The sequence below is a fragment of the Pedobacter sp. MC2016-05 genome (assembly GCF_026239735.1).
Lineage (GTDB): Bacteria > Bacteroidota > Bacteroidia > Sphingobacteriales > Sphingobacteriaceae > Pedobacter.
The window spans coordinates 129,412-153,117 of record NZ_JAPIVT010000010.1 but is presented as its reverse complement, the minus strand read 5'-3'; the positions used below and the strand labels follow the sequence as shown (position 1 = coordinate 153,117).

At 37.1% G+C, this 23,706-nt stretch carries 23 protein-coding genes, 1 tRNA gene and 1 pseudogene; 12 read left to right on the top strand and 13 right to left on the bottom strand.

The window, feature by feature from the left end; all coding sequences use genetic code 11:
- Positions 1–91: 91 nt before the first annotated feature.
- Together OQZ33_RS14430 and OQZ33_RS14425 are read right to left on the bottom strand one after the other, a co-directional pair.
- Complete coding sequence (locus tag OQZ33_RS14430; protein WP_265799726.1) at positions 92–2,410, bottom strand: TonB-dependent receptor; 2,319 nt, start codon at positions 2,408–2,410, stop codon at positions 92–94.
- Positions 2,411–2,537: 127 nt separating this feature from the next.
- Complete coding sequence (locus tag OQZ33_RS14425; protein WP_265799725.1) at positions 2,538–2,870, bottom strand: hypothetical protein; 333 nt, start codon at positions 2,868–2,870, stop codon at positions 2,538–2,540.
- 164 nt (positions 2,871–3,034) lie between these two features.
- On the opposite strand from OQZ33_RS14425, the pseudogene OQZ33_RS24510 reads away from it, so the two are divergent.
- The 5 genes and pseudogenes from OQZ33_RS24510 to OQZ33_RS14405 all read left to right on the top strand — a co-directional run bounded on the left by OQZ33_RS24510 (position 3,035) and on the right by OQZ33_RS14405 (position 5,006).
- A pseudogene (locus OQZ33_RS24510) lies at positions 3,035–3,504 on the top strand (hypothetical protein).
- A complete protein-coding gene (locus OQZ33_RS14420; RefSeq protein WP_265799723.1) occupies positions 3,428–3,868 on the top strand; it encodes a hypothetical protein in 441 nt (146 codons plus the stop codon). Before OQZ33_RS24510 ends, OQZ33_RS14420 begins: the two are co-directional and overlap by 77 nt.
- Complete coding sequence (locus tag OQZ33_RS14415; RefSeq protein ID WP_265799721.1) at positions 3,862–4,158, top strand: hypothetical protein; 297 nt, start codon at positions 3,862–3,864, stop codon at positions 4,156–4,158. Before OQZ33_RS14420 ends, OQZ33_RS14415 begins: the two co-directional genes overlap by 7 nt.
- Before the next feature lie 89 nt (positions 4,159–4,247).
- Positions 4,248–4,403, top strand: a complete 156-nt coding sequence (locus tag OQZ33_RS14410; RefSeq protein ID WP_416338755.1) for a hypothetical protein — start codon at positions 4,248–4,250, stop codon at positions 4,401–4,403.
- A 30-nt stretch (positions 4,404–4,433) separates the two neighbouring features.
- On the top strand, positions 4,434–5,006 hold the full coding sequence (locus OQZ33_RS14405; protein WP_265799719.1) for a TlpA family protein disulfide reductase: 573 nt from the start codon (positions 4,434–4,436) through the stop codon (positions 5,004–5,006).
- On the opposite strand, the gene OQZ33_RS14400 is transcribed toward OQZ33_RS14405, so the two are convergent.
- Positions 4,996–5,397, bottom strand: a complete 402-nt coding sequence (locus OQZ33_RS14400) for a hypothetical protein (protein WP_265799717.1) — start codon at positions 5,395–5,397, stop codon at positions 4,996–4,998. The two genes, OQZ33_RS14405 and OQZ33_RS14400, sit on opposite strands and share 11 nt — an antisense overlap.
- A 234-nt stretch (positions 5,398–5,631) precedes the next feature.
- On the opposite strand from OQZ33_RS14400, the gene OQZ33_RS14395 reads away from it, so the two are divergent.
- On the top strand, positions 5,632–6,690 hold the full coding sequence (locus tag OQZ33_RS14395) for a nucleoid-associated protein (RefSeq protein WP_265799716.1): 1,059 nt from the start codon (positions 5,632–5,634) through the stop codon (positions 6,688–6,690).
- Between the two features lie 99 nt (positions 6,691–6,789).
- Here the strand turns inward: OQZ33_RS14395 and OQZ33_RS14390 are convergent, their stop codons facing one another.
- The 7 genes from OQZ33_RS14390 to OQZ33_RS14360 form a co-directional block, all read right to left on the bottom strand.
- Positions 6,790–8,136, bottom strand: coding sequence for a DUF58 domain-containing protein (locus OQZ33_RS14390; protein ID WP_265799715.1), 1,347 nt, complete (start codon positions 8,134–8,136; stop codon positions 6,790–6,792).
- 61 nt (positions 8,137–8,197) lie between these two features.
- The gene (locus tag OQZ33_RS14385) at positions 8,198–9,175 is read right to left on the bottom strand and encodes an AAA family ATPase (protein ID WP_265799714.1); all 978 of its coding nucleotides are present in this window, start codon (positions 9,173–9,175) and stop codon (positions 8,198–8,200) included.
- Positions 9,156–10,346, bottom strand: coding sequence for a DUF4350 domain-containing protein (locus OQZ33_RS14380; RefSeq protein ID WP_265799713.1), 1,191 nt, complete (start codon positions 10,344–10,346; stop codon positions 9,156–9,158). Before OQZ33_RS14380 ends, OQZ33_RS14385 begins: the two co-directional genes overlap by 20 nt.
- Positions 10,343–11,074: a DUF4129 domain-containing protein gene (locus tag OQZ33_RS14375; protein WP_265799711.1), complete on the bottom strand. Its 732-nt coding sequence runs from the start codon at positions 11,072–11,074 to the stop codon at positions 10,343–10,345. Before OQZ33_RS14375 ends, OQZ33_RS14380 begins: the two co-directional genes overlap by 4 nt.
- A gap of 1 nt (position 11,075) precedes the next feature.
- Positions 11,076–11,783 carry a hypothetical protein gene (locus OQZ33_RS14370; protein ID WP_265799710.1) on the bottom strand — a complete coding sequence of 236 codons (708 nt, stop codon included), beginning with the start codon at positions 11,781–11,783 and terminating at the stop codon, positions 11,076–11,078.
- Between the two features lie 176 nt (positions 11,784–11,959).
- Positions 11,960–12,907 carry a stage II sporulation protein M gene (locus OQZ33_RS14365; RefSeq protein ID WP_265799709.1) on the bottom strand — a complete coding sequence of 316 codons (948 nt, stop codon included), beginning with the start codon at positions 12,905–12,907 and terminating at the stop codon, positions 11,960–11,962.
- Between the two features lie 59 nt (positions 12,908–12,966).
- Complete coding sequence (locus tag OQZ33_RS14360; protein ID WP_265799707.1) at positions 12,967–13,656, bottom strand: helix-turn-helix transcriptional regulator; 690 nt, start codon at positions 13,654–13,656, stop codon at positions 12,967–12,969.
- A gap of 174 nt (positions 13,657–13,830) precedes the next feature.
- Between OQZ33_RS14360 and OQZ33_RS14355 the strand changes: the two genes are divergently transcribed.
- The gene (locus OQZ33_RS14355; RefSeq protein ID WP_265799706.1) at positions 13,831–16,305 is read left to right on the top strand and encodes an ATP-binding protein; all 2,475 of its coding nucleotides are present in this window, start codon (positions 13,831–13,833) and stop codon (positions 16,303–16,305) included.
- Between the two features lie 268 nt (positions 16,306–16,573).
- Here OQZ33_RS14355 and OQZ33_RS14350 read toward each other — a convergent pair whose 3' ends face one another.
- The 3 genes from OQZ33_RS14350 to OQZ33_RS14340 all read right to left on the bottom strand — a co-directional run bounded on the left by OQZ33_RS14350 (position 16,574) and on the right by OQZ33_RS14340 (position 18,717).
- Positions 16,574–17,905 (bottom strand): sigma-54-dependent transcriptional regulator, encoded by a 1,332-nt coding sequence (locus OQZ33_RS14350; RefSeq protein WP_265799704.1) that lies wholly within the window; start codon positions 17,903–17,905, stop codon positions 16,574–16,576.
- A 68-nt stretch (positions 17,906–17,973) separates the two neighbouring features.
- On the bottom strand, positions 17,974–18,288 hold the full coding sequence (locus OQZ33_RS14345; RefSeq protein WP_265799702.1) for a hypothetical protein: 315 nt from the start codon (positions 18,286–18,288) through the stop codon (positions 17,974–17,976).
- A 114-nt stretch (positions 18,289–18,402) separates the two neighbouring features.
- A complete protein-coding gene (locus OQZ33_RS14340) occupies positions 18,403–18,717 on the bottom strand; it encodes a hypothetical protein (protein ID WP_056087216.1) in 315 nt (104 codons plus the stop codon).
- A 672-nt stretch (positions 18,718–19,389) separates the two neighbouring features.
- Between OQZ33_RS14340 and OQZ33_RS14335 the strand changes: the two genes are divergently transcribed.
- From OQZ33_RS14335 to OQZ33_RS14315, 5 genes are all read left to right on the top strand, one after another.
- Positions 19,390–19,462: transfer RNA gene (locus tag OQZ33_RS14335), tRNA-Thr, on the top strand.
- A gap of 129 nt (positions 19,463–19,591) precedes the next feature.
- Positions 19,592–20,758 carry an amidohydrolase family protein gene (locus tag OQZ33_RS14330; protein ID WP_265799699.1) on the top strand — a complete coding sequence of 389 codons (1,167 nt, stop codon included), beginning with the start codon at positions 19,592–19,594 and terminating at the stop codon, positions 20,756–20,758.
- A 3-nt stretch (positions 20,759–20,761) separates the two neighbouring features.
- On the top strand, positions 20,762–21,718 hold the full coding sequence (locus tag OQZ33_RS14325; RefSeq protein WP_265799698.1) for an NAD(P)H-dependent flavin oxidoreductase: 957 nt from the start codon (positions 20,762–20,764) through the stop codon (positions 21,716–21,718).
- A 39-nt stretch (positions 21,719–21,757) separates the two neighbouring features.
- Positions 21,758–22,042, top strand: coding sequence for an acylphosphatase (locus OQZ33_RS14320; protein WP_265799697.1), 285 nt, complete (start codon positions 21,758–21,760; stop codon positions 22,040–22,042).
- Positions 22,043–22,180: 138 nt separating this feature from the next.
- Positions 22,181–23,665 (top strand): lipopolysaccharide biosynthesis protein, encoded by a 1,485-nt coding sequence (locus OQZ33_RS14315; RefSeq protein ID WP_265799696.1) that lies wholly within the window; start codon positions 22,181–22,183, stop codon positions 23,663–23,665.
- Positions 23,666–23,706: the final 41 nt, after the last annotated feature.

Sequence of the window (23,706 nt, the reverse complement as noted above, 5' to 3'; positions counted from 1 at the left end):
TTTGAGCAAAGGTTGAAATCGGAAAAAAATAGCCGCAGCTTAACAAATAATCTGTGGGTCTGCGGCTATTTTAATCAAAATGAACTTAAAATTATTTCGCTAAACTAAAAGGTAAATATAGTCCAAAGGTGATATTTCTACCTACATTATAAATTCCGAAGTTTGGATTTTGGTAATCTAAGCGCCCGGGTTTGTATCTGCTTAATGCATCATAATATTTCTGGTTTAGAATATTACTGGCCGACACAGATAATTTAACTGGTTGTTTCCCTAAATTGAAGGTAGCACCTAAACCGGCATTTAGCAACGTGTATCCACTGGTTGGCGTTTCGAAGACATCATCAACACGAGTTTGCTTGAAGGCCGAATTAATTCCTACCGATAAATAAGCATCATTGGTACCTTTTATCTTAGGCTCGAAACGCAATTCATTACGTAACGTTCCGGCAGGAATAAATGCCAATGGCTTACTTAATGAAGTATTCTGGGCATGCACATAACCAAAAGTATTTTCGAAATGAATAAAAGGAACCGGATGAATGGTTAAAGTTGCTTCTGCACCATATAGGTTTGCATTCACCTGGCCATAGCGGTACACCGGATAATCATCACCTTCAGCATTGATGATCTCGCCATTATTCGATGCATAAATAAAATTATGAACATAGTTATTATAAACGCTGGCACTTGCACTCACAATTTTCCCTTCATATTCCAAAGCCGCATCCACCTGGTAACTGCGTTCCGGACTTAAAGCTGAGTTACCAATTTCATACCTGAAAGTTCCCTCATGCACTCCATTCGAGGCCAACTCTGCAGGGTTTGGAGCACGAAATGCAGAACCAGCATTTGCTTTAAAATTCCATTCCTCGTTAAATTGATGGGTGAAGCCTAAAGCACCACTTACATTAGAAAACTTGTTTTGGAATGGGGCAAAAATTTCTTCGCCATCCTTAAACAACTGCTTACCATTATTTTTACGAAAATCGTAACGGGCACCAATGCTAAAAGTGTTGTTGTCCCAATTCTTCTTGGCAAATGCGAAAACACCTATTCCGTAGGTATTGTAATCTGGAATTAAAAACTCATCATCAGCTTTATTCAAGCTCTTGCCAGCATCTGCACTTAGGCCAAAAACTGGTTGCCATCCGTTTGTTTCATGTAAATAATATTTTAAATCGCCGGTAAACGTTTTTAAATCGAAAAACAATGCTGGCTCCGGACCATCTTCCAACTCTCTGCGTTGATTTTGTTGATAACCAAAATCAGCCTTCAGATTGCCGTTTCCAAGAATAAAGTTATTGTTTAAAGCAATTTTAAAGTGACGAATATCCTGCCGGGGATAATCCAATTCGCGGTTTTTGAAATCGGAATTGATGAAAGCTTCGCCGTCTTCTGTAACAAAGTTTCCGTTATCATCTAGCGAAGGCTCATAAAAGCCAATGTTATTGCGGAAACTCGAAACGTTTAAGTGCGTATATCCCCAGCTTTTGTTTAATCCAATCATCCCGCTTAAATCCGTTTCATTAAAGCCAGAATTTGGAAAATATCCGGTAGGAGTTTTAAATGAATAGGCACTTTTGTACGTTCCCCGGGCCCTCCAAACGAAACCGTTTTCATTACCATTAAGCATTAATGAATTAGCTGTTAAACCGTTGTTGGTAGAATAATTGGTAATTAATTCGCCATTAATTTGTCCTTCTGGAGCTGTACTTGGCTCTAAAATATTAATCACGCCGCCTAATGCATCAGACCCATACATGAGCGAAGCCGCACCACGTAGGATCTCAATTCTGTCGGATTTAAACTGATCAATTTCAATACCGTGCTCATCTCCCCATTGTTGTCCTTGCTGCTTTATTCCATCATCTAAAGTTACAATACGGTTATAACCCAAACCACGAATCACAGGTTTCGAAATCGACGGCCCAGTAGTGATTTGTGAAACTCCAGGCACTCTTGTTAATGCATCAATGAGGTTGGTAGATGGTGCCAAAAGCTGGTCTTTTCCCACCACTGCCGATGAGGCACTATTACGTTTGCTTGTGCTGCTGATGATGCTACCTGTAATTACAATTTCTTTTGTTTCAATCGCAGTAGGTTGCAGAGCGAATTCTAAAATTGGTGCATTGGCAAAATTTACAATTTTTGTTGCTGTTTTGTAACCAATGTAATGTACCTCCACTAAATAACTCCCCTTGTTAGGCAGATTGTTAAGCATAAACTCACCATCATTGTTGGTGATAGCAGTAACTTTTAAATCGGGAATGTAAATGGTTGCGCCGGGTAAAGTTTGGTTGTTACTGGCATCAATAACTTTACCTTTAATATCTTTTAAAGCAAGTGCAAAAGCTGTATTGCTCAACAAAGTATATAGAATTACTAAGCCTATAAGCTGTAATCTTTTCATATTTTTTTTATAATAAAACGGAATGAGTCAAAAAGGCTGAATCGGCACTAATACAGCGCATAATTTGCTTTATTTGACGAAAAAACAATTGATTAATCCATTTGATGGATTCAAAATTTTGGAAAGATTATGCCAAAGGAGGCCCACGCAAATCGGTACTGAGCAGCGCTACATAGGAGTTTGTCAAAATTGGCTGAGTAGAACTCAACAATTTTGCTGAAAGAAATATTCTGTAAATGTGGTGTGTTTGAACGTAATCCTTTTCAAAGCTGGCATTACAAATCAAACAAGTATCGCCATGAGATTGAACATGGCTAACATGGTGACAATTAATTTCCTTTTTGGGAATAGGTATTTCCTGATGGTGGTGTAAAACACTCCAAGGGGTTAGGGCAATAGCAAAAACCATCAGCATAAATGCCGATAAATACTCTCTAACGCTTTGCCTATGCTTTTTCAATTTCCCAAAAGTAGCAAATGTTGTTCAATTCTATATCTTTGGAAAGTAACATTACTTTTATCTATGAGCCAGAAAATAACCGATGGTTTAAACTTAAGCCAGAAACAAACTCCAAACGGAACCGAATTAAGTTGTAAGGATGGATTAAGGAAGCAGCATTACGTATGCTTTTAAATAATCTTGATCCTGATGTTGCAGAGCGGCCAGAATATTAATTGTTTACGGCGGAAGAGGAAAAGCAGCAAGAAATAAGGAATCGCTTAGCGTGATTATAAAAGCATTGCGTGATATGGAAAATGATGAGACATTGCTAATCTAATCTGGAAAACCGGTTGCCATTTTACCCACTCATGCCGATGCACATCGTGTTTTAATTTCTAATTCTCAACTCGTACCCAAATGGGCAACACAAAAGCATCTTGATGAACTGGAAGATAAAAATTTGATGATGTACGGCCAAATGACGGCAGGTTCGGGGATTTACATTGCTCGCAAGGCATTGTGCAAGGCACTTATGAAACCTATTCTGACTTGGCAAAAAACACTTTGGCAACAGCTTGAAGGGGAAATTAAATGTTACCGCTGGCTTAGGTGGCATAGGTGGCGCCCAACCCTTGGCCATTACCATGAATGAAGGTGTTTGTTTAGCAGCCGAAGTTGAAGAATGGCGTATTAAAAAGCGTTTAGAAACACGTTACACTGATAAAATAAGTTACAATATTGATGAAGCAATTGATAAAGCATTAGTTTATAAAAAAGAAAACAAAGCGATTTCCATCGGCGTGGTTTGTAATGCGGTGGAATTATTACAGCGATTAATCGATAGAGATATTGTTCCGGATACTTTAACTGATCAAACATCCGCTCACGATCCTCTAACTGGTTATTTCCCGGAAGAATTAACCATTGCCGAAGCCGCAGATTTAAGGAAAAATGATCCCAATGAATATGTAAAACAATCTTATGCTACCATGGCGAAGCATGTTAACAGATGCTGAAATTACAAAAACGTGGTGCGATTACTTTCGATTACGGCAATATTTTACGCGGTAGAGCATTGGAAGTTGGCGTAGAAAATGCTTTCGTTTTTCCAGGCTTTGTTCCTGCCTACATCCTTCCACTTTTCTGCGAAGGTAAAAGTCCATTTAGGTGGGCTGCTTTAAGTGGTGATCTGCAAGATATTTACGAAACCGGTCAATTGATATTTAATTATTCCCAGAAAATGAAAGTTTACATCGCCGGATTAAAATGGCGCAAGAGCGGATTGCTTTTCAAGGACCAGTTCTAAATGCATTGATTAATACTGCTGGTGGCGCAAGCTAGGTTTCACTGCATCATGGGGGTGGTGTTGGCATTTGCTATTGTATTCATGCAGGTATGGTTATTGTAGCCGATGGAACAACTGAAGCCGAGGCGAGATTAAAAAAAGTGTTACATAACGATCCTTCAATGGGCGTTATTCGCCACGCCGATGCTGGTTACGATATTGCAAAAGATACCGTCAGAAAATTTAGTTTGGGATTAAAGAAATAAATCCTGCGAAGAATAAAAAGTTAAATAAAAATGAAATTTATCAAGAAAAATATCGTCAACGGACTTTTCATTGCATTGCTTTTAGTAATTGTTTTTGTGCCCGATGCGAAAGCTTTGCTGATTAGAGGATTAATGGGAATCGGACTCTATTCTCCCTCTATTACTGAATCTCCAAAAGCGGCAATGGATTTGAGTGGAATTAAGTTCCAAGATGCAAAAGGAAATGCTATTGATTTGGGCCAATTAAAGGGTAAAGTTATTTTCTTGAATTTTTGGGCAACCTGGTGCCCACCTTGCAGAGCAGAAATGCCTTCTATAAACAAACTATACCAACAGTTTAAAGATGATAAAAATGTAGTTTTTATTTTTGCAGATGCTGATGGTGATTTGGAAAAATCGGTAAAGTTTATGACGAACAGAAAATATGAAATGCCAGTATTTAAGGTAAAAAGCACAATTCCTGACCAGATTTTCTCTGGCGCTCTACCTACAACTGTAATTTTCGATAAGCAGGGAAGATTATCATTCAGACATGAGGGAATCGCCAATTACGCCGATAAAAAGATTGTCGATTTTTTAAACAAACTAAAAGTTAGTGATTAGCTTTTAGTTTATAAAGTTTGAAACTGTAAGTCTTGAGATCGATACCATAACTCCCAATAATTTCATCGGGCAACATTTCATAATCATCTTTTATCTTGTGCAGGATGATATTATCTCGCTTTCTCCTTTTAACTGTCTTATCATTCATGTCTGGAAGAAACACTAGACTCTTAGTGTTTTCTCCTTGAATTTTATTTGGAAGATATTTTACTGCCTTTTCTGTTTTGATGTCAGTTTTAATAATCTCACTACCCAATATGTAGCCATTAGCCAATGATAATTTTATTTCAAAACTTTTGGTTTTGCCATAGTAATATTCAAACTCGAATGCTTTTTGAGCAAAAGTGCTTAAGCTCGCTATTAACAAAATAATGATTACTGCAGCTTTCATATTTAATAATTTATAATTTAAGTTATACAATTTGCATGGTTTTCATAGTTGCACCTAAGTTAAATAAACCAATTGACGCGACAGCCTCCGGTTTTTTAATCGGAGCTATAGCAGAAAGCTCTATAGGAGTACCTTTAGTATAGGGCTGACTTCACCTAGAGATTTCAGCGTTCACTTTTCAAAAGATATATACATTTCACCGCACATCACTAATTATTTAATACTTTTGCCGCCATGATTTCATTTTTCGAGGCAAACCTAAAACAACTTTCTATCCACCATACCGGCAATAAATTGGTAGAAGAATATTATAGACTATCTGATGCGCCATTAAAAATTGATGATGAGATTTTGAGCAATTTGTTAATGCAATATTTCTTAAAGCCTTTCGAAAAGGTAAATGAAGTCTACCGTTTTTACCATCCGAATGATAACCTAAACCTAAATGAGGTTTATCATTTTGCACACGAAATTTTTGAAAACAATGCCCTTTTTCATGAGGATTCGCAGCAATTGGCCAAGTATCTATTTGATGTAGCCAACCATCCGAAAATAAAATCGGGGGAATTGTACGTGGCATACTTTGAAAAAGTACAAATTGAAGGTGAACAAATGGATGTGCTTGGAATTTTCAAATCGGAAACTAAAGACACTTATTTAAAAGTTTTTCCAAAAGATGACGGCTTTAATATGAGCTATGAGCAGGACGCCATTAGCATTAATAAACTGGATAAAGGCTGTTTGATTTTTAATACCGATAAAAGTGAAGGCTACAAAGTAGTGGTGTTGGATCAGGCAAAAAGCATCAACGAATCTGCTGTTTATTGGAAAGATGAATTTTTGAAGTTGAAGATCAGAAATGATAGTTATAACCAAACAAACAATGTTTTAGGCGTTTACAAAAACTTTGTGACTCAGAAACTGGATGATGATTATGAAATCAGCAAAGCAGATAAAATTGATCTCTTAAATCGGTCGATGAAGTATTTCAAGGAGAAGGAAACTTTTGATATTGAAGAATTCGGGAACGAAGTAATAGGCAATGCTGAAGGAATAGAATCGTTTAAAAACTACAAGAAAAACTACGAAGACGAATACGAAAGTCCGATTGCCGATAATTTTGAAATTGCAGAATCGGCAGTAAAAAAGCAGGCTCGTGCTTACAAAAGTGTTTTAAAATTGGATAAGAATTTCCATATCTACATTCATGGCAACAAGGATATGATTGAGAAAGGTTACGATGATGATAAATCGATGAATTTTTATAAGGTTTATTTCAGAGAAGAAGAATAAGTTTTTTAGTCTGAAGTCGGCAGTCCTTAATCATGAGTCGTCTTTCTAAAACATCAACTCTAGACTCTGGACTCAAGACTCTCGACTGAGGACTCTGAACTATATCCGCTGTTGTGCCTTCAACGCCAAATAGCGATTAATTACATTTACGGTTAGCTTTTGAGGCGGAGTTAGGATAGATAGAATTCCATGTTTACTTAATTCTTTAACCATCAATTTCTTCTCATAAATAAACTTCTCTGCGATGGTTTTATGGTAAATTCCTTCCACATCTTTTGCTGGCTCGGTACTTAGTGACTTTAGCTCTGTATTTTCAAAAAATACAACCACTAACAAATGATATTTCGAAATTCTTTTAAGGTAAGGCAATTGGCGTTGTAAAGCAGAAAGGCTTTCAAAATTGGTAAAAAACACCAATAAACCACGCTGTTTGATCACAGCACGTACGCTACTATACAAGGCTTCTAAATTGCTTTCTAAATACCGGGTTTTTTCCTTGTAGAGCGCATTCATAATGTTGCCCAGTTGCGCAGATTTCCGATCGGCCGGAACAATAGACCCAATCTGCTCTGAAATAGTAATCAAACCTGCCTTATCTTCTTTAAGCATGGCCACTTTCGAGAGGGCAACTGTTGCATTAATGGCATAATCAAGCAAACTCAATCCTTCAAAAGGCATACGCATTACCCGCGATTTATCGATAACGCAATATATATTTTGTGACCTTTCATCAGTGTAGGTATTTACCATTAAGCCACCTTTTCTGGCTGTTGCTTTCCAATTTATGGTTCTTATATCATCACCACCCACATAGTTTTTTATCTGATCAAATTCGCTGCTATTTCCGATTTTTCGGATTCTTTTGATGCCTATCTCTGTTAAATGGCGAGAAACGGCCATCAGTTCATACTGACCAAGATTAATAAACGAAGGATAAACGGGCAGCACCTTTGCTCCGTCAAAATTATATCGTCGACTAACCAAACCCAATGGAGAGCTGATGTAAGTCCTGATAAAACCAAACTCATATTCGCCACGCTTTGTTGGCCGTAAGTTATAATGTATAGATTTTATTTCTGCAGAATTTAGATTGAGCTTAAAATCTTTATCGCGAAGCTGAAATTGAAAGGGCACTTCATCAATCACTCTGGCATTTACACTAAATCCATAACGATTTTTAATTTCAATTTGAACCGGATTTTCGTCACCATTGCTTAGGCGTTTGGAAGTAAATCTCTGCGCTTCAATCCCATGCTGAATTCTATAAAGAATAAAAACATCAACGAAAAATAATATAAGTACTACTCCAGTAACAATTTCTGGGATATCGCCAAGCCAAGCGAAGAAAAATTTCAGCAAAAAGAGCACTACGCACAAACCTAAAGCCGCAAACAAGCGATCATTAAGGAATAGATTGATATAATATTGCTGAAAGAATTTTTTCAATTGTTATGAATTTGTAAACGATTAATTTATTGGCTCTAAACGCTAAACTCCGGACTAAATGCTACCTCGGTACTTCTATTTTTTTAATAATTTGATTCACGATATCGCTCGTAGTTAAGCCTTCCATTTCCTTTTCCGGAGATAACAAAATGCGATGCGCCAATACAGGAACGGCAACGGTAATGATGTCTTCAGGAGTAACAAAATCGCGGTTATTAATAGCAGCAAGAGCCTTTGCGCTATGTACAATAGCTAATGATGCCCTTGGTGAGGCACCTAAATAAAGTGACGGATTGTTCCGCGTTTCATTTACAATCTTGGCAATGAATTCCAAAAGCTTTGGCTCTACAAAGAGGCTTCTAATTACTGCTCTCGCAGCCTGTATTTGCTGAACCGATAAAACAGCCTTCACGTCGCTAGCCAGCGTTTTATTTACCAAAGAATGTTGTGCCATTAAAATTGCGGTCTCTTCTTCCAACGAAGGATATTTCACTTCTATTTTGAACAAAAACCGATCAAGTTGAGCCTCTGGCAAACGATAGGTTCCTTCTTGCTCAATGGGGTTTTGCGTAGCCAACACCATAAAAGGTTCGTCCATAATGTAAGTTTGCCCATCAATGGTTACCTGGCGCTCTTCCATTACTTCAAATAAGGCAGATTGTGTTTTGGCTGGAGCACGGTTAATTTCATCAACTAAAATAATATTGCCAAAAATAGGCCCTTTTCTAAACTCAAAATCACCTGTTTTGGTATTAAAAATCGGAGTTCCTAAAACATCAGAAGGCATTAAATCTGGCGTAAACTGAACTCTTGAAAAATGGGCATCGATTGATTTTGCTAATAATTTAGCACTTAATGTTTTCGCTACACCCGGAACCCCTTCTATCAATATGTGACCATCGGCAAATAAGCCCACAATTAAAAAATCGATAACCTGCTTTTGTCCGACGATAATATTTCCAAGCACATTTCTAATTTGCGCTACCGCTTCGGTTAAAGTGCTTAAATCTGTACGTTGGTTAAATTGTTCCTGCTCCATGGCTTTGGGTATTTTGATGAAAAAATTCTATGCTTTGATTTAAACTGATCAGTTCCTGATCACTTAAAGTGCTCATTTGGGGTATTTGTATAAAATATCGGGTAAGTGTTTTTGCCGATGGCTCGTTGATGCCTGTTTTTTCCATTAAGAGTGTGGCAAAATTTGACCCAATCTCATTGGTTTTAATGAAATACCTGGTTCGCAAGTATTCCATAAAGTAATTAATTTTCTTTTTGGCAATATCAAGGTTATTTCGTTCGTGGTAATATACACTGCCTACAACATGCGTATATTCAACAGAGGCATTTTTTAGAGGATCGGCAATAGGAATAATACGTTGACGTCGCTTAATTTCATAAAGTACAAAAACAAACAAACTAAAAATAGTGAGATAGTAAGCCCATTTAAGTTCTGGATGTTTAAAAAACACCCTCAAAACGTCCGTTGTTTCATTCTTTTGCGCCGAAAAGTAATCATCAAAAACAACCTGATCACTTGCCTGGATATAACTTAAAGTTTTCGCAGCATATTCTGCACCGTATTTATCCAACATGTTAAAGTTGGTATAAAAACCAGGCTCTGAAATTAGGAAAAGCGCACCTTTGCCATAATTATATTTAACAAAATTGGGTTGCTGGTTATTATTTATACCCAATACGATACTTTTTTTGAAATCGACCTTACTAAAATACTGCGTTCCAATACCTCTTTCGAAACCATAGTTGGCATCGGTTTTTAAATTGGGATTGGTAAAATTAAGCGAAGGCCGATCTGCCGACATCGTAGTGGAAGTTTCGATTTTCAATTCTTTTTCAAGCTTTCCAAAATCGTAACTGGCGATAAATACCTGATTTCCCGCTTGCATAAACTTCTTCATCTGATCGAAATCAGTTTTAGATACATCGATTTTCTGAGCGATCAAAAAGTAGCTGGCGTTATTAAAGTTTTGATTTTTTAAGGTATTGTAAACCGGCCTTTTCGATTCTTGAATTTTTGCCTTTGGAATAATATCCTTAATTCGATCTCTAATGATGAAAGTACCATAAGGAATTTTATCTGTAGCTAAATAGGTTGGTGCCCAGTTTGTGGGTGTGGGTTTATTATATTGGGCGACCAGATACAGCACAATCAATACAATGCCAATACCGAAATAAATTTTATAACTTCTCATTTAATTTTGCCGTTGAACTGGTTAAATGATTGGTTTATAGGCTCAAATTTATTTTCATCGATAGGGAAATCGCCATACCAGATATAATCAAACTGAAGGGTAAGCCTGCTAAAATCTTCCTTTAACTCGGGCTTACTAATTTCCATCAGGTAATTGTAATTCGTTTTATCGGGTTGCCATTGAATAATTTCGGCATCGCTTAGTTTTTTTAAGGCTTTTAAATAAAGTAAGCGTACGGCTAATCGATACTTTCTTTCGCCTATTAATCTTTGTAATTCCTGATCAAAATCAATCTCATGGATGTTTTCGGTAATCACATCGTAAGGCAAAATAGTTTCTTTCGATTTTTTACTGAAAATATTTTCGGTACCAATCGCTTTTATAAGAACATATATTACTACAGCCACACCTAAACCAATAAAGAAATATCGCGATAGCGGATTTGTTGCAGCACCTGAAAATAATCGGCCAATCATATTCCAAAACCACATCCAGAATCTATCCCATAAGGAAAGTTGCCTCACTTGAAGTTCATCGTACTGAAACTCTTTTTGATCTTTGTAATTGCTAATTGCCTCTTTATCAAATTTTGCAGGCGTAATTTTGCTGCTATCCAATTGCATCACAGGTTTTGCCTGCTTCGGCTTTACAACAATTTGTGCATCACAATTTACAGCGAACAAAAACAGTAAAAACAAAAGAAGATATTTGATAAAAGACTTCGGCATTTTAGTATTCTTCTGGTCGCGTATCGATTGTTTTGTTTGTGCTGCCAAAGTTTGTAATGCGCTCCATTAACCCTGTGTTTTCTTTCTGCTCTAACAAACTAAAGTACGATAGTGAAATAGTAATAATAGGAATAATGGTAAATACCTGGCAAAGCGACTGCAAAATGGTTGTGATCATACTCAAAGTCAAAGACATTTGAGGGTTTTTACTGGTAAACATGCCTATCATATTGAACAATGTAGTGGGTAAAACCACCATGCTCATACATGCGTAAACGATTATCCAAACGATGATTAATGTTCCAAAAGTTACCCAAAAGTTATCCTTAATCATTGTAAAACTTCTGCTAAAAGAATAGCCAAAAGTTCCATTTTCAATCACCATAATGGGAAACATCATGGCTACAAAAGGAAACAAGTAAAAACCTGGTATTAGGCAGAAAATAAATCCAATAAACACCATCAGTATCAATACGATAGAACTGCCAAAGATTCGGAAAAAATAATATTTAAAGTAGCCCCAAACTTCTTCCATGGTAGGAATTTGATTGCCTTTTTGAACATATAGGGCGATGTAGGATAAGACGGCCACGGTCATACTCGCATAAGTTGCCAATGAAAAAAGCAGCGACAGGAAATATTCTAAACCGTAGATATTGCCAAAAGAAAAGCCTCCTGAGCTTTTGTCACTACCGACTGTATTAATCATGTTTACCATTTTATATTGATAAACCAGCATTGATGACATGCTTGCCAAAACGAACAATCCACAAAAGGTGAAATAAGTTTTTAATAGTGGCTTAAAATTTTGGCGCATAAATGTGAATGTATCATTTATCACCTGCCCAAAATCTCTCCGTTTTTTGAATTCAATTTTCGCTATCATTACAAACTAAGCTTCTTAATAATTTTTACTGGATATATAAAGACGTACCAAATGATAAATATGGCAGACATTGTTAAAATGAATACACTTAAATAGATCGGCATTCCGGTGTGGCGAGTAACAAAGCTTTCGAAAAAGGCTGCTACTATAAAGATGGGAACTAAGCCCAAAACTATCTTCAAGCCATCTTTTGCGCCTTTAATTACCGATTCCATTCGGTTATAAGTTTTCGGGAATAGAAAACTGTTGCCCAATACCAGGCCTGCAGCACCGGCTAAAACAATAGCCGAAATTTCTAAAGTGCCATGAATCCAGATCACCAATACAGATTGCAAGCCCAGGCCTTTACTAAAAAAGAAATATTGGAAGGAACCCAACATCACTCCGTTTCTAAATAGCGAAACGATTGAGCCGAAGGAAAATATGATGCCTAAAACAAAGGTATATAAGGCTACATAAATGTTATTAAGCCCAATTTGAGTAAACATTAAAAATTCATTCGATTGCTTGTAAACGCCGAAGGGATCTCCTTTTGCAATGTTTTCATTGGTCATGTTTACATAATCATCACCCATAATCAGGCGCACAAATGTATCGTCGTATTTGGCCGATAAAGCGCCGATAGCGCATGAGACTAAAAAAAATATAAGTGCGTAATAGATTTGCTTACGGTGCTCAAAAAATAAAACCGGAAGTTCTGTTCTCCAGAAATGAATAAAGCGGTTCGATTTTTCTTTTTTGTTTTTATAAACTGCCTGATGCAGCTTAGAAGCTAACCCATTTAAATAGGCTGTAGTTTTGGAGTTCGGATAAAAGGTTTTGGCATAAGCTAAATCGTTGGTGATTTCGATAAACTGATTTGCAACTTCATCAGGGTTTGCCTGCCTCACACTTTCATAATGCTGCCACTTTTCCGAATTTTGTTTAACAAATAAAGCTTCTCTCATGTAAGGCGTAACCAAATAGTGGCTTAAAATAGCTAAATTTTTATGGATATAAAAAACGATTAATAATTAACGGGTAGCATGCTCATGTAATCGTTTAAAGGCATGTGGTTGGTTTTGCAAAAAGATTTATCTAGGATATTTAAACTCACAATTCGGGTTACACTGAAATCGCGATATTGGTTTCTAACATGGCACCACGCAATTAAATGCCAGCTAAAGGCATAAAAAATCAAACCAATCGGCTCTACTTCCCTTTTGCTTTTTTCCTCTTTTGCATTGCTATATTCTAAAGCAACCATTCGTTTTTCAGAAATAGCTGTTTGAATGAGCGAAAGATATTCATAATTAAATTTCATACGCTCGGGCACCTGAAGCTTGATATGCGCATTCATTGCTTCGAGTTTCTCTTTCTGATTGTATTTTAAAACGGCTTTAACCTTTGTTAACGCAGCAGAATAATGCGTACGGATGGAGTTATCTGCAAAACCATTAACCAGGCTTTCTACCAATAGCAATGCATTGGCTTCATCCATGTTAAAAGAAACCGGCGGTAAAAAGTAGCCTTGAACCAGAAAATAACCCTTTGGCTGTTCAAAACCAACCGGAATTCCCTGCTCCTGTAATGCCTTAACATCGCGATAAACCGTACGCACACTAATTCCAAATCGTTCAGATATCTTGTCTGCAGAAATGTATTTTTTAGATTGAAGTAAAGTTAAAATTCCGAAAAGACGATCGATGCGGTTCATTGTTTTTGGCCTCGGATAAAAGTAAAAAAATTGTAGCGGATAAAAGATCAGGCAAACAGATTATTTAAAATCTGCCGTTCAATATCAAACTTCCTTGGTATATTATTTGTATTAATAAGTTATGATGTTTTTTAGCCAAAATTTTCGTTAAAGTAAAAGATAAAGTTCAAATTAATGGCAGCCGTTATACAGAAACGTTTCTTCAGGGCAATTAAAAGTAAAGTGATCATTGGGTTTTTATTCGCCTGTTTTGCACTGCTTTTGGCCTGGGGTATCAGCAAGTTTGCTTTTACGCGAATGCTCAATACCGTTGAAGAAATTTCGGCTCCTAATGATCGCCTGAGGATCGTAAATGATCTATCGCATAAAATCGCCAGACTTGATCAGCTTCAGCGGGATGAGGCCTTTAACAAACAAGGCAACTATAATTTCCTAAGGGAATCCAGAAAACTAAGGTCGAGCTTAGACACATTGCGTAAGCTTTATGCCAATGATTCGGCCCAGCTAGCCAGGATAAAATCGATCAAAAATTTACTTGCGCAACGCGATAAACAGTTCGTTTCTTATCTACAAGTTCGCGAAACGCTGGTAAATACCAAGTCCTTCTCAAACGAAGTAAAAAAATTGAATGAGCTTGTAGCCTCACGGGCAATGCAAACAGATAGCGCAGTTTTAACTACCGAAACTACAACTTCTACCACTACCATTGCACCGCAGGAAGAAGAAAAATCGAGGGGCTTTTTGAGTAAACTTTTCGGGAAAAAAAAATCAGATGTTTATAAAATCATCAATGAAGAATTTAAAGTTCGGCGTGATACGTTAAACGCCAAAGCGGAAGATAGTATTATGAAAAGTATGACGGGTTCGCTTAAAAATATTGAGCAAGAACAACGTCAGAAAAGTCAGAAGTTTTTAAAGCGTGAAGCCGAACTATCAAATGCCAGCAACGCTTTAACCAATCAAATGCTTCAAATTTTAAGGGAAGTTGAAGGTCAGGCGGTGGCTCAAATAGATTTAAACGGGATCCAGGCAAAAGAAGTTGTTAACGACGGGATTACGCAAATTACGGCCATCATTATTGCTTTCTTTTTGCTTACGGTAATATTACTGTATCTCATTTTAACTGATATTACAAAAAGCAACAGGTACAGGCGGGCACTCGAACTTGCAAAAGATGAAGCGGAATATCACGGAAAGGCGAAGCAGCGTTTTTTATCAAATATGAGCCACGAAATTAGAACGCCTTTGCAATCGATATTAGGTTATGCCGAACTTATTTCCGAGCAAGATCATCCAAAGAAAAAAGATATCGATGCCATTTATCAATCGTCTATTCACCTACTGCAAATTGTAAACGAAGTTCTTGACTATAACCGCATTATCTCCGGAGAGTTTACTTTTCAAAATCAGGTTTTTAGCGCCAAACAGATTGTAGATGAGGTGACCTCGGTGGTTCGCCCTCTGGCAGAAAAAAAATCACTCCAATTAATTACGGATTTAGATTTAGGCGATGTTGATTTTGTAAAAGGCGATGCTTTCAGACTCAAACAGATCCTCTTTAACCTATTGGGAAATGCTGTAAAGTTTACCCTAAAGGGAGAAATTAGCCTCCTAATATCATGCAAAAAACAACTCGATAATTTGCATTTTCATTTCACGATTAAAGATACCGGAATTGGATTTGAAGAAAAAGACATCTCGCGAATTTTCAATGAGTTCGAACAAATCGAATCGCCAGAACAGTATGTACTGAACCAAACGGGCACAGGTTTAGGATTACCAATTGTAAAATCATTAATCGAAGCTCAGGGAGGTAGAATTCATGTAAAAAGTAAGCCCGGAACAGGCACCACTTTTAATATTTATTTAACTTATCTAGAAACTTCGGAACGTACAACCCATGTTGATTTAGAAAATTATAAAATTGTGAACCCAGGCACAGTTTGGGTTATCGATGATGATCAACTCATACTGGATCTATGTGGCCTTATTTTTGAAAAGAATGAAATTCCCTTTCAAAGATTTAATCACGTTGCCGATATTTTACAAGAAAATGCTCCCAACGACTTAAAATATGTGCTGGTTGATATGCGTTTGCCCGAGATGACAGGGATTGAGCTTTGCCATATCTTGAAGAAAAAACTGCCTCATACCGTTAAGTTTTATGCCATTACTGCTCAGGTTTTACCCGAAGAACGGGAAATGGTTTTGAGTGAGGGTTTTGATGGTTTGATTATGAAACCTTTCCGCAGCATTGATTTGCTTTCCATTTTTGATAAAATCAAAATTATAGAGGAGAAAGCTGAATTTGATTTTTCTTCCATCAAAAAAATGACTTTCGGAGATCAGCAGATGCTGGAGAAGATATTGACACGGTTTAAAAAAGATTGCATTGACGATGCAGAATCACTCAAAAACCATATAAATGAAAACGATCAGGATAAAAGCAGGCTAATTGTTCATCGCCTTGCGGGTAGAACAGCACAAATGGGATCAAAAAATTTAGCAAATGTCTTTAGAACGCTCGAGTTAGAAATTGCCGAAAAAGGATTGTCTTCCAAAATTAACGCAGAGGTTTTTAATCAGTTGAAGAAATTGGATGGATTAATTAAGGCAATGGATGAAATGGAGTTGGTTGGGGAAGGATGACCTCACCCCTTCATCCCCTCTCCTCGAAGAGAGGGGCGGGCATCAAAAAATAGTAAAGAAGTAAATTCTTAAATCTGGGTTTAACTCACGATCCGGAAAAGCATGGCCAAGTAGCAAAAACTACTTATCAAATCTCCATTTTAAAAGAACAATGGAAAGGTAAATTTTAAAAACCCGGGTTCAAAACACCCTACGAACTTTCTCTCTCTTCAAGGAGAGGGACCGCACAGAAAAACAAAAACCTCTGCCTTTAATAGGGTGAGGTCTTCTACTCAATCCCGTACCTTTCCATTTTAGCATAAAGCGTTTTTCTATCGATATTCAGCATTTTTGCTGCCTTACTTTTATTATGTTTTGCCTTGATCAAAGTTTCGGAGATAAGCATTTTTTCATTCTGCTCATTTACTGCTTTCAAATCTGATGAGCTGCCCGGTAGGGTTTGTTGATTAACCGCCAGCATCATTTCATCTGGCAAAGCAGTAACCTGGGCAACATCGCCGGGCGTTAATAAAACCATGCGCTTAATTACATTGCTCAACTGACGCAAGTTTCCTGGCCAATCGTAATTCAGCAATAAAGATTTTGCTTCTGTAGAAACGTTTTTCACATTTCTATCCAAATCTCTATTTGATAAACTTATAAAATGATTGATGAATAGCTCCAAATCACCAGCTCGATCTCTTAAAGCAGGTAGTTGAATCTTAAACTCATTTAATCGATGATACAAATCCTCTCTAAATTCGCCTCCGGAAATGCTGTTTAATAAATCATCGTTTGTAGCAGTAATTATGCGAACGTCAACTGCAATTTGTTTAGTACTGCCTAAGGGTTGAATAACACGTTCTTGCAAAGCTCGAAGTAACTTAATCTGGACTTCGTAGCTCAAATTTCCAACCTCATCTAAAAATAAAGTGCCCCCATTGGCAGCTTCAAACTGACCCTTTTTGTCGTTTAAGGCACCAGTAAAGGCTCCTTTCACATGGCCAAATAATTCGCTTGCCGCTAAATCTTTTGACAAAGCACCGCAATCAATAGCCACAAAAGGTTTGTCGGCTCTCTTGCTTTGTTGATGCAATGTTCGGGCAGCAAATTCTTTACCTGTTCCGCTTTCACCTTGAATAATTACCGACATATCAGTCGGTGCAACCAAAGCAATGTGCTCATATAACCGATCAGCCATTGCGCTTTTGCCTCTTATAAAATCAGAATCCGTTGACTCAATTTTAGTCTCTTTTAAATCCTTTTTGGTTAAAGAATTTTTGATAACCATTAAAAGTTCATCGGGGTTAACCGGCTTTGTGATGTAATCGAAAGCGCCCATCTGCATAGATTTTACAGCGGTTCGCACATCATTAAAACTCGTCATTACCACAATTGGAGTAGATATGCCTAAATTTCTGGAGTGTGTAATCACTTCAAAACCAATTCCATCGGGCAACCGATAATCAATTAAAAACAAATCAAAGGCTTGATTTTCGATCAGTTTAAAAGATTGTTTAATATGGGTTACGAGTGTAACCTCGTGATTGTTTTTCGTTAAAAAACCTTCAAGTAATTGAGCAAATGTAGTATCATCTTCTAAAATCAGGATTTTCGCCATATACAAAAATAAGAAAAGCCAGACAAAGTCTGGCCATTCTTGTACTAGGTAGATGTAATAATTGGGATTTATTGAACCGGTTTACCATCTTTGTCAATTTTCACAGAACCTGTTTCTGCTTCTTTTTTAACATTGATTAGGTAATATTCTTTTGCGCCTTCTTTAACCGACCAAGCTTCTGTTGCGGTCCAACCTTTGTAAGCATCAGACTTTAATGCTGTAGTAACTGGCTCTGGAAGTTCTTCCAATTTAACTGGAGTTTTTACTGCGCTATCTTGAACTGCAACAATTGCAGCATTTTTGATTGTATTTACTTCACTTGCTTGTACTGCTGAGAATCCTGCAAATGCTAAGAACGCAGCTGATAATATTAACTTTTTCATGGTTTTTTAATTTTAATGTATTGAACCTGCAAAAGCAATTTCGTGGTTCTGGTTTAAATATGCGCAACCCAGAGGCTGCGCTTTTTGTTGATTATGCCTTATTTAATGCAAATATTATTGAACTGGTTTACCGTCTTTATCAATTTTTACAGAACCAGTTTCTGCTTCTTTTTTAACATTAATTAAATAGTACTCTTTTGCACCTTCTTTAACCGACCATGCTTCAGTTGCTGTCCAACCTTTATAAGCATCAGATTTTAGAGCGGTTGTTACTGGCTCAGGTAACTCTTCCAATTTTACTGGAGTTTTAACTGCGCTATCTTGTACTGCAACAATTGCAGTGTTTTTGATTGAGTTTACTTCACTTGCTTGTACTGCTGAGAACCCTGCGAACGCTAAGAATGTAGCTGATAAAATGAACTTTTTCATAGTATATGATTTTTAAAATTTAATATGTGTAACAATACTTGCTATTGTTTCATAATAATGCCAGAGCTGGCACAGATATATAAATCACTTATTTTCAGAATATTAGATGTGTGCCATAAAATAAATGTTGTGGAGTTTCTCCACACATTGGGGGTAATGACTACAAATTCGGTGTAAATATCAAGAGGAACTATATAATTGATGTAGATATTTGATTTGGAAAGCAAGGGCAGAAGCTATTTTTTAAAGTTCGCCCAGCTAATGCTTCAAGCACCGAAAAAATCTTGTGCGAACCTGCAAGCACAGATAATGTAATCATAAATACAGATGCTTAAATCGGTGGCTTTCCGCGTATATCGGGTTTATTTTACTACCGTTTGTGCATAATAAAGAAAAACCACACCCAGCCCCTCCTTGAAAATAAGGAGGGGAGCGCTGTTCAATAGTTCAACAACTAGTTGAGAGATACCGACACCAAGATGTGCTGTTTAATAGCTCATGAAATAACGGAAACATACCGCCACTAAGATTTTTGAAGAAACTAAATAATCACTGTCCAGCTCCCCTCCTAATTTAGGAGGGGCAAGGGGTGGTTAATCTATAAGCAACATTTTTTTCCAGAAAATTTTTTATCAAAAGAATATTTTTTCTATACTTGCACCCCGATAAAAAGCCTCCTTAGCTCAGCTGGTAGAGCAACTGACTTGTAATCAGTAGGTCATTGGTTCGATTCCGATAGGAGGCTCTTTTTATTTTCAAATTGTAGGTTACGATATGATACTTTGTCAAAATCCTAACTTTTCACCACAGCATTTTTCCTCATCACTACATCACAAATAATCAATTCGTAGCGCAAAAATCTTAAATTCGCTGCATGCTAAAATACATTTCAGCCGATTGGATTTTCCCTGTAAGCACTCCCCCAATAAAAAACGGAGTAGTTGCAGTTAATTATGATGGCGAAATAACGGGAATCTTCACAGCAGCAGCCGTCGAAAATCTTAATGTAGAGATTGAAAAACATAGGGGCGCAATTGTTCCAGGGTTCATCAACACCCATTGCCATTTAGAACTTTCGCACATGTTGGGTCTAATTCCAGAGCATACCAGCTTGGTAGAGTTTGTGCAGTGCATTATTAAAAGCAGGCAAGCAAAGCCCGAACTAATGAGCACGGCGATGGAAAACGCCGATAAACAAATGCTTGAAAGTGGAATTGTTGCCGTTGGCGATATCTCGAACCAAATTTCCTCTAAAGAAATAAAACAAAACAGCAAAATTTATTACCACACATTTGTGGAGGCTATGGGCTTTAATCCAGATAGGGCAAACGCCATCATGGATTATACGACAGCAATAAAAAACGAATTTTTGCCTTTACCTGCGTCTGTTGTTCCGCATGCACCATATTCCGTTTCACCAGAACTCTTTGCTTTAATTAATGCTACCGCAGAAAAAGAGAATGCATTAATCAGCATTCACAACCAAGAAACTGTAAATGAAAATTCGTTTTTTCAAGATAAAACAGGTGGCTTTCTGTCACTCTATAAATTTTTAGGTCTAGATATTCAATTTTTCAAAGCAACCGGAAAAACTTCTTTGCAAAGTTGGCTGCCGTACATTAAAAAGCAAAAAACACTTCTCGTACACAATACCGTTTCAAACAAAGCAGATATTGAATTTGCGAAACAAAATCACCCAGATTTATATTGGTGCCTTTGTCCGCAGGCTAATTTATACATCGAAAATTCATTGCCTGATGTTGAACTACTCATCTCAGAAAATGTAAAAATCACTTTAGGTACCGATAGTTTGGCAAGCAACCATCAGTTGAATATTTTAGCGGAGATGAAAACCTTGCAACAGCATAAAAATATGGCCTTTGATAAACTGCTTCTTTGGGCAACACTCAATGGAGCCGAATTTCTAAATTTAAACAAACACTTGGGAAGCATCGAGGTTGGTAAAAAGCCAGGTCTTAATCTGATTCAGTTGTCAAATAATTTTATAATTGAAAGTGATCAAGTAATTAAACTCGTTTAACTAATGAACCCAATCTGCAAACTTTTCAATGTAAAATATCCCATTATCCAAGCCGGAATGGTTTGGTGTAGTGGCTGGAAACTGGCAGCTGCAGTTTCAAATGCTGGCGGTTTAGGTATTATCGGCGCTGGCTCCATGTATCCTGAAATACTACGGGAGCATATCCGAAACTGCAAACTAGCAACAGACAAACCTTTCGCTGTTAACATTCCTTTATTATACCCAAATATTCAGCAAATTATTGATATTGTAATAGAAGAAGAGGTGAAAATCATTTTTTCATCGGCTGGTAATCCTTCCGCGTGGACAAGCATTCTAAAAGAAAACGGAATTACCGTTGTACATGTTATTTCAAATACAAAATTTGCCTTGAAAGCCCAGGAGGCTGGCGTAGATGCTATTGTGGCAGAGGGATTCGAAGCCGGCGGACATAACGGTCGCGAGGAAACCACTACCATGTGTTTAGTGCCCATGATTAAGGCTGCCGTAACTATTCCTGTAATTGCTGCCGGTGGCATTGCAAGCGGAAAATCGATGTTGGCTGCTTTCGCACTTGGCTCCGATGCCGTTCAAATCGGTTCTGCTTTTGCCCTTGCAGAAGAGTCATCTGCCCATCCATCATTTAAACAAAGAATAATCTCTGCAGCAGAGGGCGATACCAGACTGGCAATGAAAAAACTTGTTCCGGTAAGGTTATTAAAAAATGAATTTGCTGAAGCCGTTTCACAGGCAGAGGCTGAGGGTGCAGATAGAAATTTTTTGGTAGAGTTGCTAGGAAAAGCCAGAGCCAAACTTGGGATGTTTGAGGGCGATATGGAAAAAGGAGAGCTCGAAATCGGACAAATATCAGCGATGCTCAATGAAATCAAACCCGCCAAACAGATTTTGGAGGAGATTTGGGAGGAATTTCTAGTTGGATTAAAGCAATTAAATGATTTGCATAATCAAATAAAGCATTAAAAAGCTTTGTTAACTTTGCAGCTCGAACACTTACATCAAATGAAACACATCAATATAAAGGTAACTGGAAAAGTGCAAGGCGTATTTTTTAGGGCAAGCACCAAAGCAGTCGCCGACCAAATGGGAATAAAGGGTTTTGTTAAGAATGAGAAAGACGGCTCGGTTTATATTGAGGCAGAAGCGGAGCAATTTATCCTCGAACCTTTTGTAGATTGGTGTAAGGAAGGTCCTGATAAATCTCTTGTGGATGATGTTCAAGTAAGTGAAGGAGAACTTAAAAATTTTAACAACTTCGAAGTGGTTAAAAAGAATTTGCTTTGGTAAGGAGATTGACGATTTCGGATTGACGAATTACGATTTCAAACCGAAATCACCTAAATTTACGCATAGTTATTAATCGATTTTTCTTTTAGAAAACCAACAGTTTCAATCTAAAATGTAAAATCAAAAATCTGAAAGCGATTGTCAGTATATAAAAAGTTTCTTGGACAAACCATGGTTTATGGTATTAGTACCATTCTCTCTCGTTTGTTTAATTTCATTTTAACGCCAATTTATACTACGGTTTTTGCTCCTGGCGTGTATGGTGTTTTTACCAAAATGTTCAGTTATGTGTCCATCATTAATCCAATCCTGGCTTTTGGAATGGAAACTACCTTTTTTAGGTATTTGAACAAACATGAGGACAAAAAAGAAGAGGTTTATAACAATAGCTTTATCGTCATCGCCTTCCTATCTACGCTGTTTTTAATCACAGCACTTGTTTTCTCTGATTTTTTGGCCAAGTATACGCTAAATGGAAATATCTCAGGCTTTGCAGATCAAAAATCATATATACACTTATTTGCATGGATCCTATTTGTTGATGCTATAAGTGTAATTCCTTTCGCAAAACTAAGGGCTGATGGAAAGCCATTTAGATATAGCGTGATTAAATTTACTAATATTGGTACTTTTATCGGTCTTAACTTGGTATTTATTTTTGTTATTCCGTTTTTGATAAAAAATGGAATACTCGATGAATGGCTGAACAGCTGGTATAAAGGAAGATGGGTAGGTTATGTTTTTGTGGCCAATCTAATTGCGAGCCTTGTAACGTTGCTTATGCTCTTACCACAATTCGCAGCCCTTCGGTTAAAATTTAACAAACAACTTTTCTACAATATGTTTGGCTATAGCTGGCCGGTTTTGGTGGCTAATTTATCTTTCATCATTAATGAAAATCTCGATAAGATTTTACTTGGCAAATATTTGCCCAACAACATTGCTAATCATGATGTAGGTATCTATGGTGCAGTATGTAAACTAGCTGTTTTCATTAGCATCTTTAATACTGCTTTCAGGTTGGGTGCAGAACCGTTTTTCTTTAGTCACGCTAAAAATGAAAATGCCAAACAAACGTATGCTACCATTTTATATTATTTTGTATTGGCGTTATCAATCTTGTTCCTGGGGCTTACAGCTAATATCGAGATCATAAAACACTTCATCAATTCAAGGTATTGGTCTGGTTTAGATGCGGTTCCTGTTTTGTTATTTGGTTATGTATGTTTAGGCATATACATGAACTTATCGGTTTGGTACAGGCTATCCGATCAAACTCGCTATGGTTTATATATATCATTAGTAGGAGCTGTTTTCACCATTGTGATGAATATCATTCTCATTCCGAAATATAGCTATATGGGATCTGCATGGGTATCTATGTTCGCCTATTTTATTATCATGGTTATTTCATACTGGCTGGGCCAAAAACATTACCCCATCCCGTATAAATTAAAGTCGATGGCAATCTATATACTGGTCTCCATTGTATCAGTGGGCTTATCGTTTTGGGTATTCAATCGTAACATCTATATTGGTAACACCATCCTATTGCTATTTCTTCTTGGAATATTCTATTTTGAAAAGGACAATGTAAAAAAGCTTTTAAGAAAGACAGCTTAAGTTATTACATCAAGAATGATATAATAGTGGTGTAGTTTTAT

Excerpts from the sequence above, each read along its gene's own strand:
- OQZ33_RS14325 (WP_265799698.1), top strand. The coding sequence starts at position 20,762 with ATGAACCCAATCTGCAAACTTTTCAATGTAAAATATCCCATTATCCAA.
- OQZ33_RS14400 (WP_265799717.1), bottom strand. The coding sequence starts at position 5,397 with ATGAAAGCTGCAGTAATCATTATTTTGTTAATAGCGAGCTTAAGCACT.
- OQZ33_RS14355 (WP_265799706.1), top strand. The coding sequence starts at position 13,831 with ATGGCAGCCGTTATACAGAAACGTTTCTTCAGGGCAATTAAAAGTAAA.
- OQZ33_RS14340 (WP_056087216.1), bottom strand. The coding sequence starts at position 18,717 with ATGAAAAAGTTCATTTTATCAGCTACATTCTTAGCGTTCGCAGGGTTC.
- OQZ33_RS14405 (WP_265799719.1), top strand. The coding sequence starts at position 4,434 with ATGAAATTTATCAAGAAAAATATCGTCAACGGACTTTTCATTGCATTG.
- OQZ33_RS14375 (WP_265799711.1), bottom strand. The coding sequence starts at position 11,074 with ATGCCGAAGTCTTTTATCAAATATCTTCTTTTGTTTTTACTGTTTTTG.
- OQZ33_RS14395 (WP_265799716.1), top strand. The coding sequence starts at position 5,632 with ATGATTTCATTTTTCGAGGCAAACCTAAAACAACTTTCTATCCACCAT.
- OQZ33_RS14430 (WP_265799726.1), bottom strand. The coding sequence starts at position 2,410 with ATGAAAAGATTACAGCTTATAGGCTTAGTAATTCTATATACTTTGTTG.
- OQZ33_RS14380 (WP_265799713.1), bottom strand. The coding sequence starts at position 10,346 with ATGAGAAGTTATAAAATTTATTTCGGTATTGGCATTGTATTGATTGTG.
- OQZ33_RS14385 (WP_265799714.1), bottom strand. The coding sequence starts at position 9,175 with ATGGAGCAGGAACAATTTAACCAACGTACAGATTTAAGCACTTTAACC.
- OQZ33_RS14350 (WP_265799704.1), bottom strand. The coding sequence starts at position 17,905 with ATGGCGAAAATCCTGATTTTAGAAGATGATACTACATTTGCTCAATTA.
- OQZ33_RS14370 (WP_265799710.1), bottom strand. The coding sequence starts at position 11,783 with ATGATTAATACAGTCGGTAGTGACAAAAGCTCAGGAGGCTTTTCTTTT.
- OQZ33_RS14365 (WP_265799709.1), bottom strand. The coding sequence starts at position 12,907 with ATGAGAGAAGCTTTATTTGTTAAACAAAATTCGGAAAAGTGGCAGCAT.
- OQZ33_RS14320 (WP_265799697.1), top strand. The coding sequence starts at position 21,758 with ATGAAACACATCAATATAAAGGTAACTGGAAAAGTGCAAGGCGTATTT.
- OQZ33_RS14415 (WP_265799721.1), top strand. The coding sequence starts at position 3,862 with ATGCTGAAATTACAAAAACGTGGTGCGATTACTTTCGATTACGGCAAT.
- OQZ33_RS14360 (WP_265799707.1), bottom strand. The coding sequence starts at position 13,656 with ATGAACCGCATCGATCGTCTTTTCGGAATTTTAACTTTACTTCAATCT.
- OQZ33_RS14410 (WP_416338755.1), top strand. The coding sequence starts at position 4,248 with ATGGTTATTGTAGCCGATGGAACAACTGAAGCCGAGGCGAGATTAAAA.
- OQZ33_RS14345 (WP_265799702.1), bottom strand. The coding sequence starts at position 18,288 with ATGAAAAAGTTAATATTATCAGCTGCGTTCTTAGCATTTGCAGGATTC.
- OQZ33_RS14330 (WP_265799699.1), top strand. The coding sequence starts at position 19,592 with ATGCTAAAATACATTTCAGCCGATTGGATTTTCCCTGTAAGCACTCCC.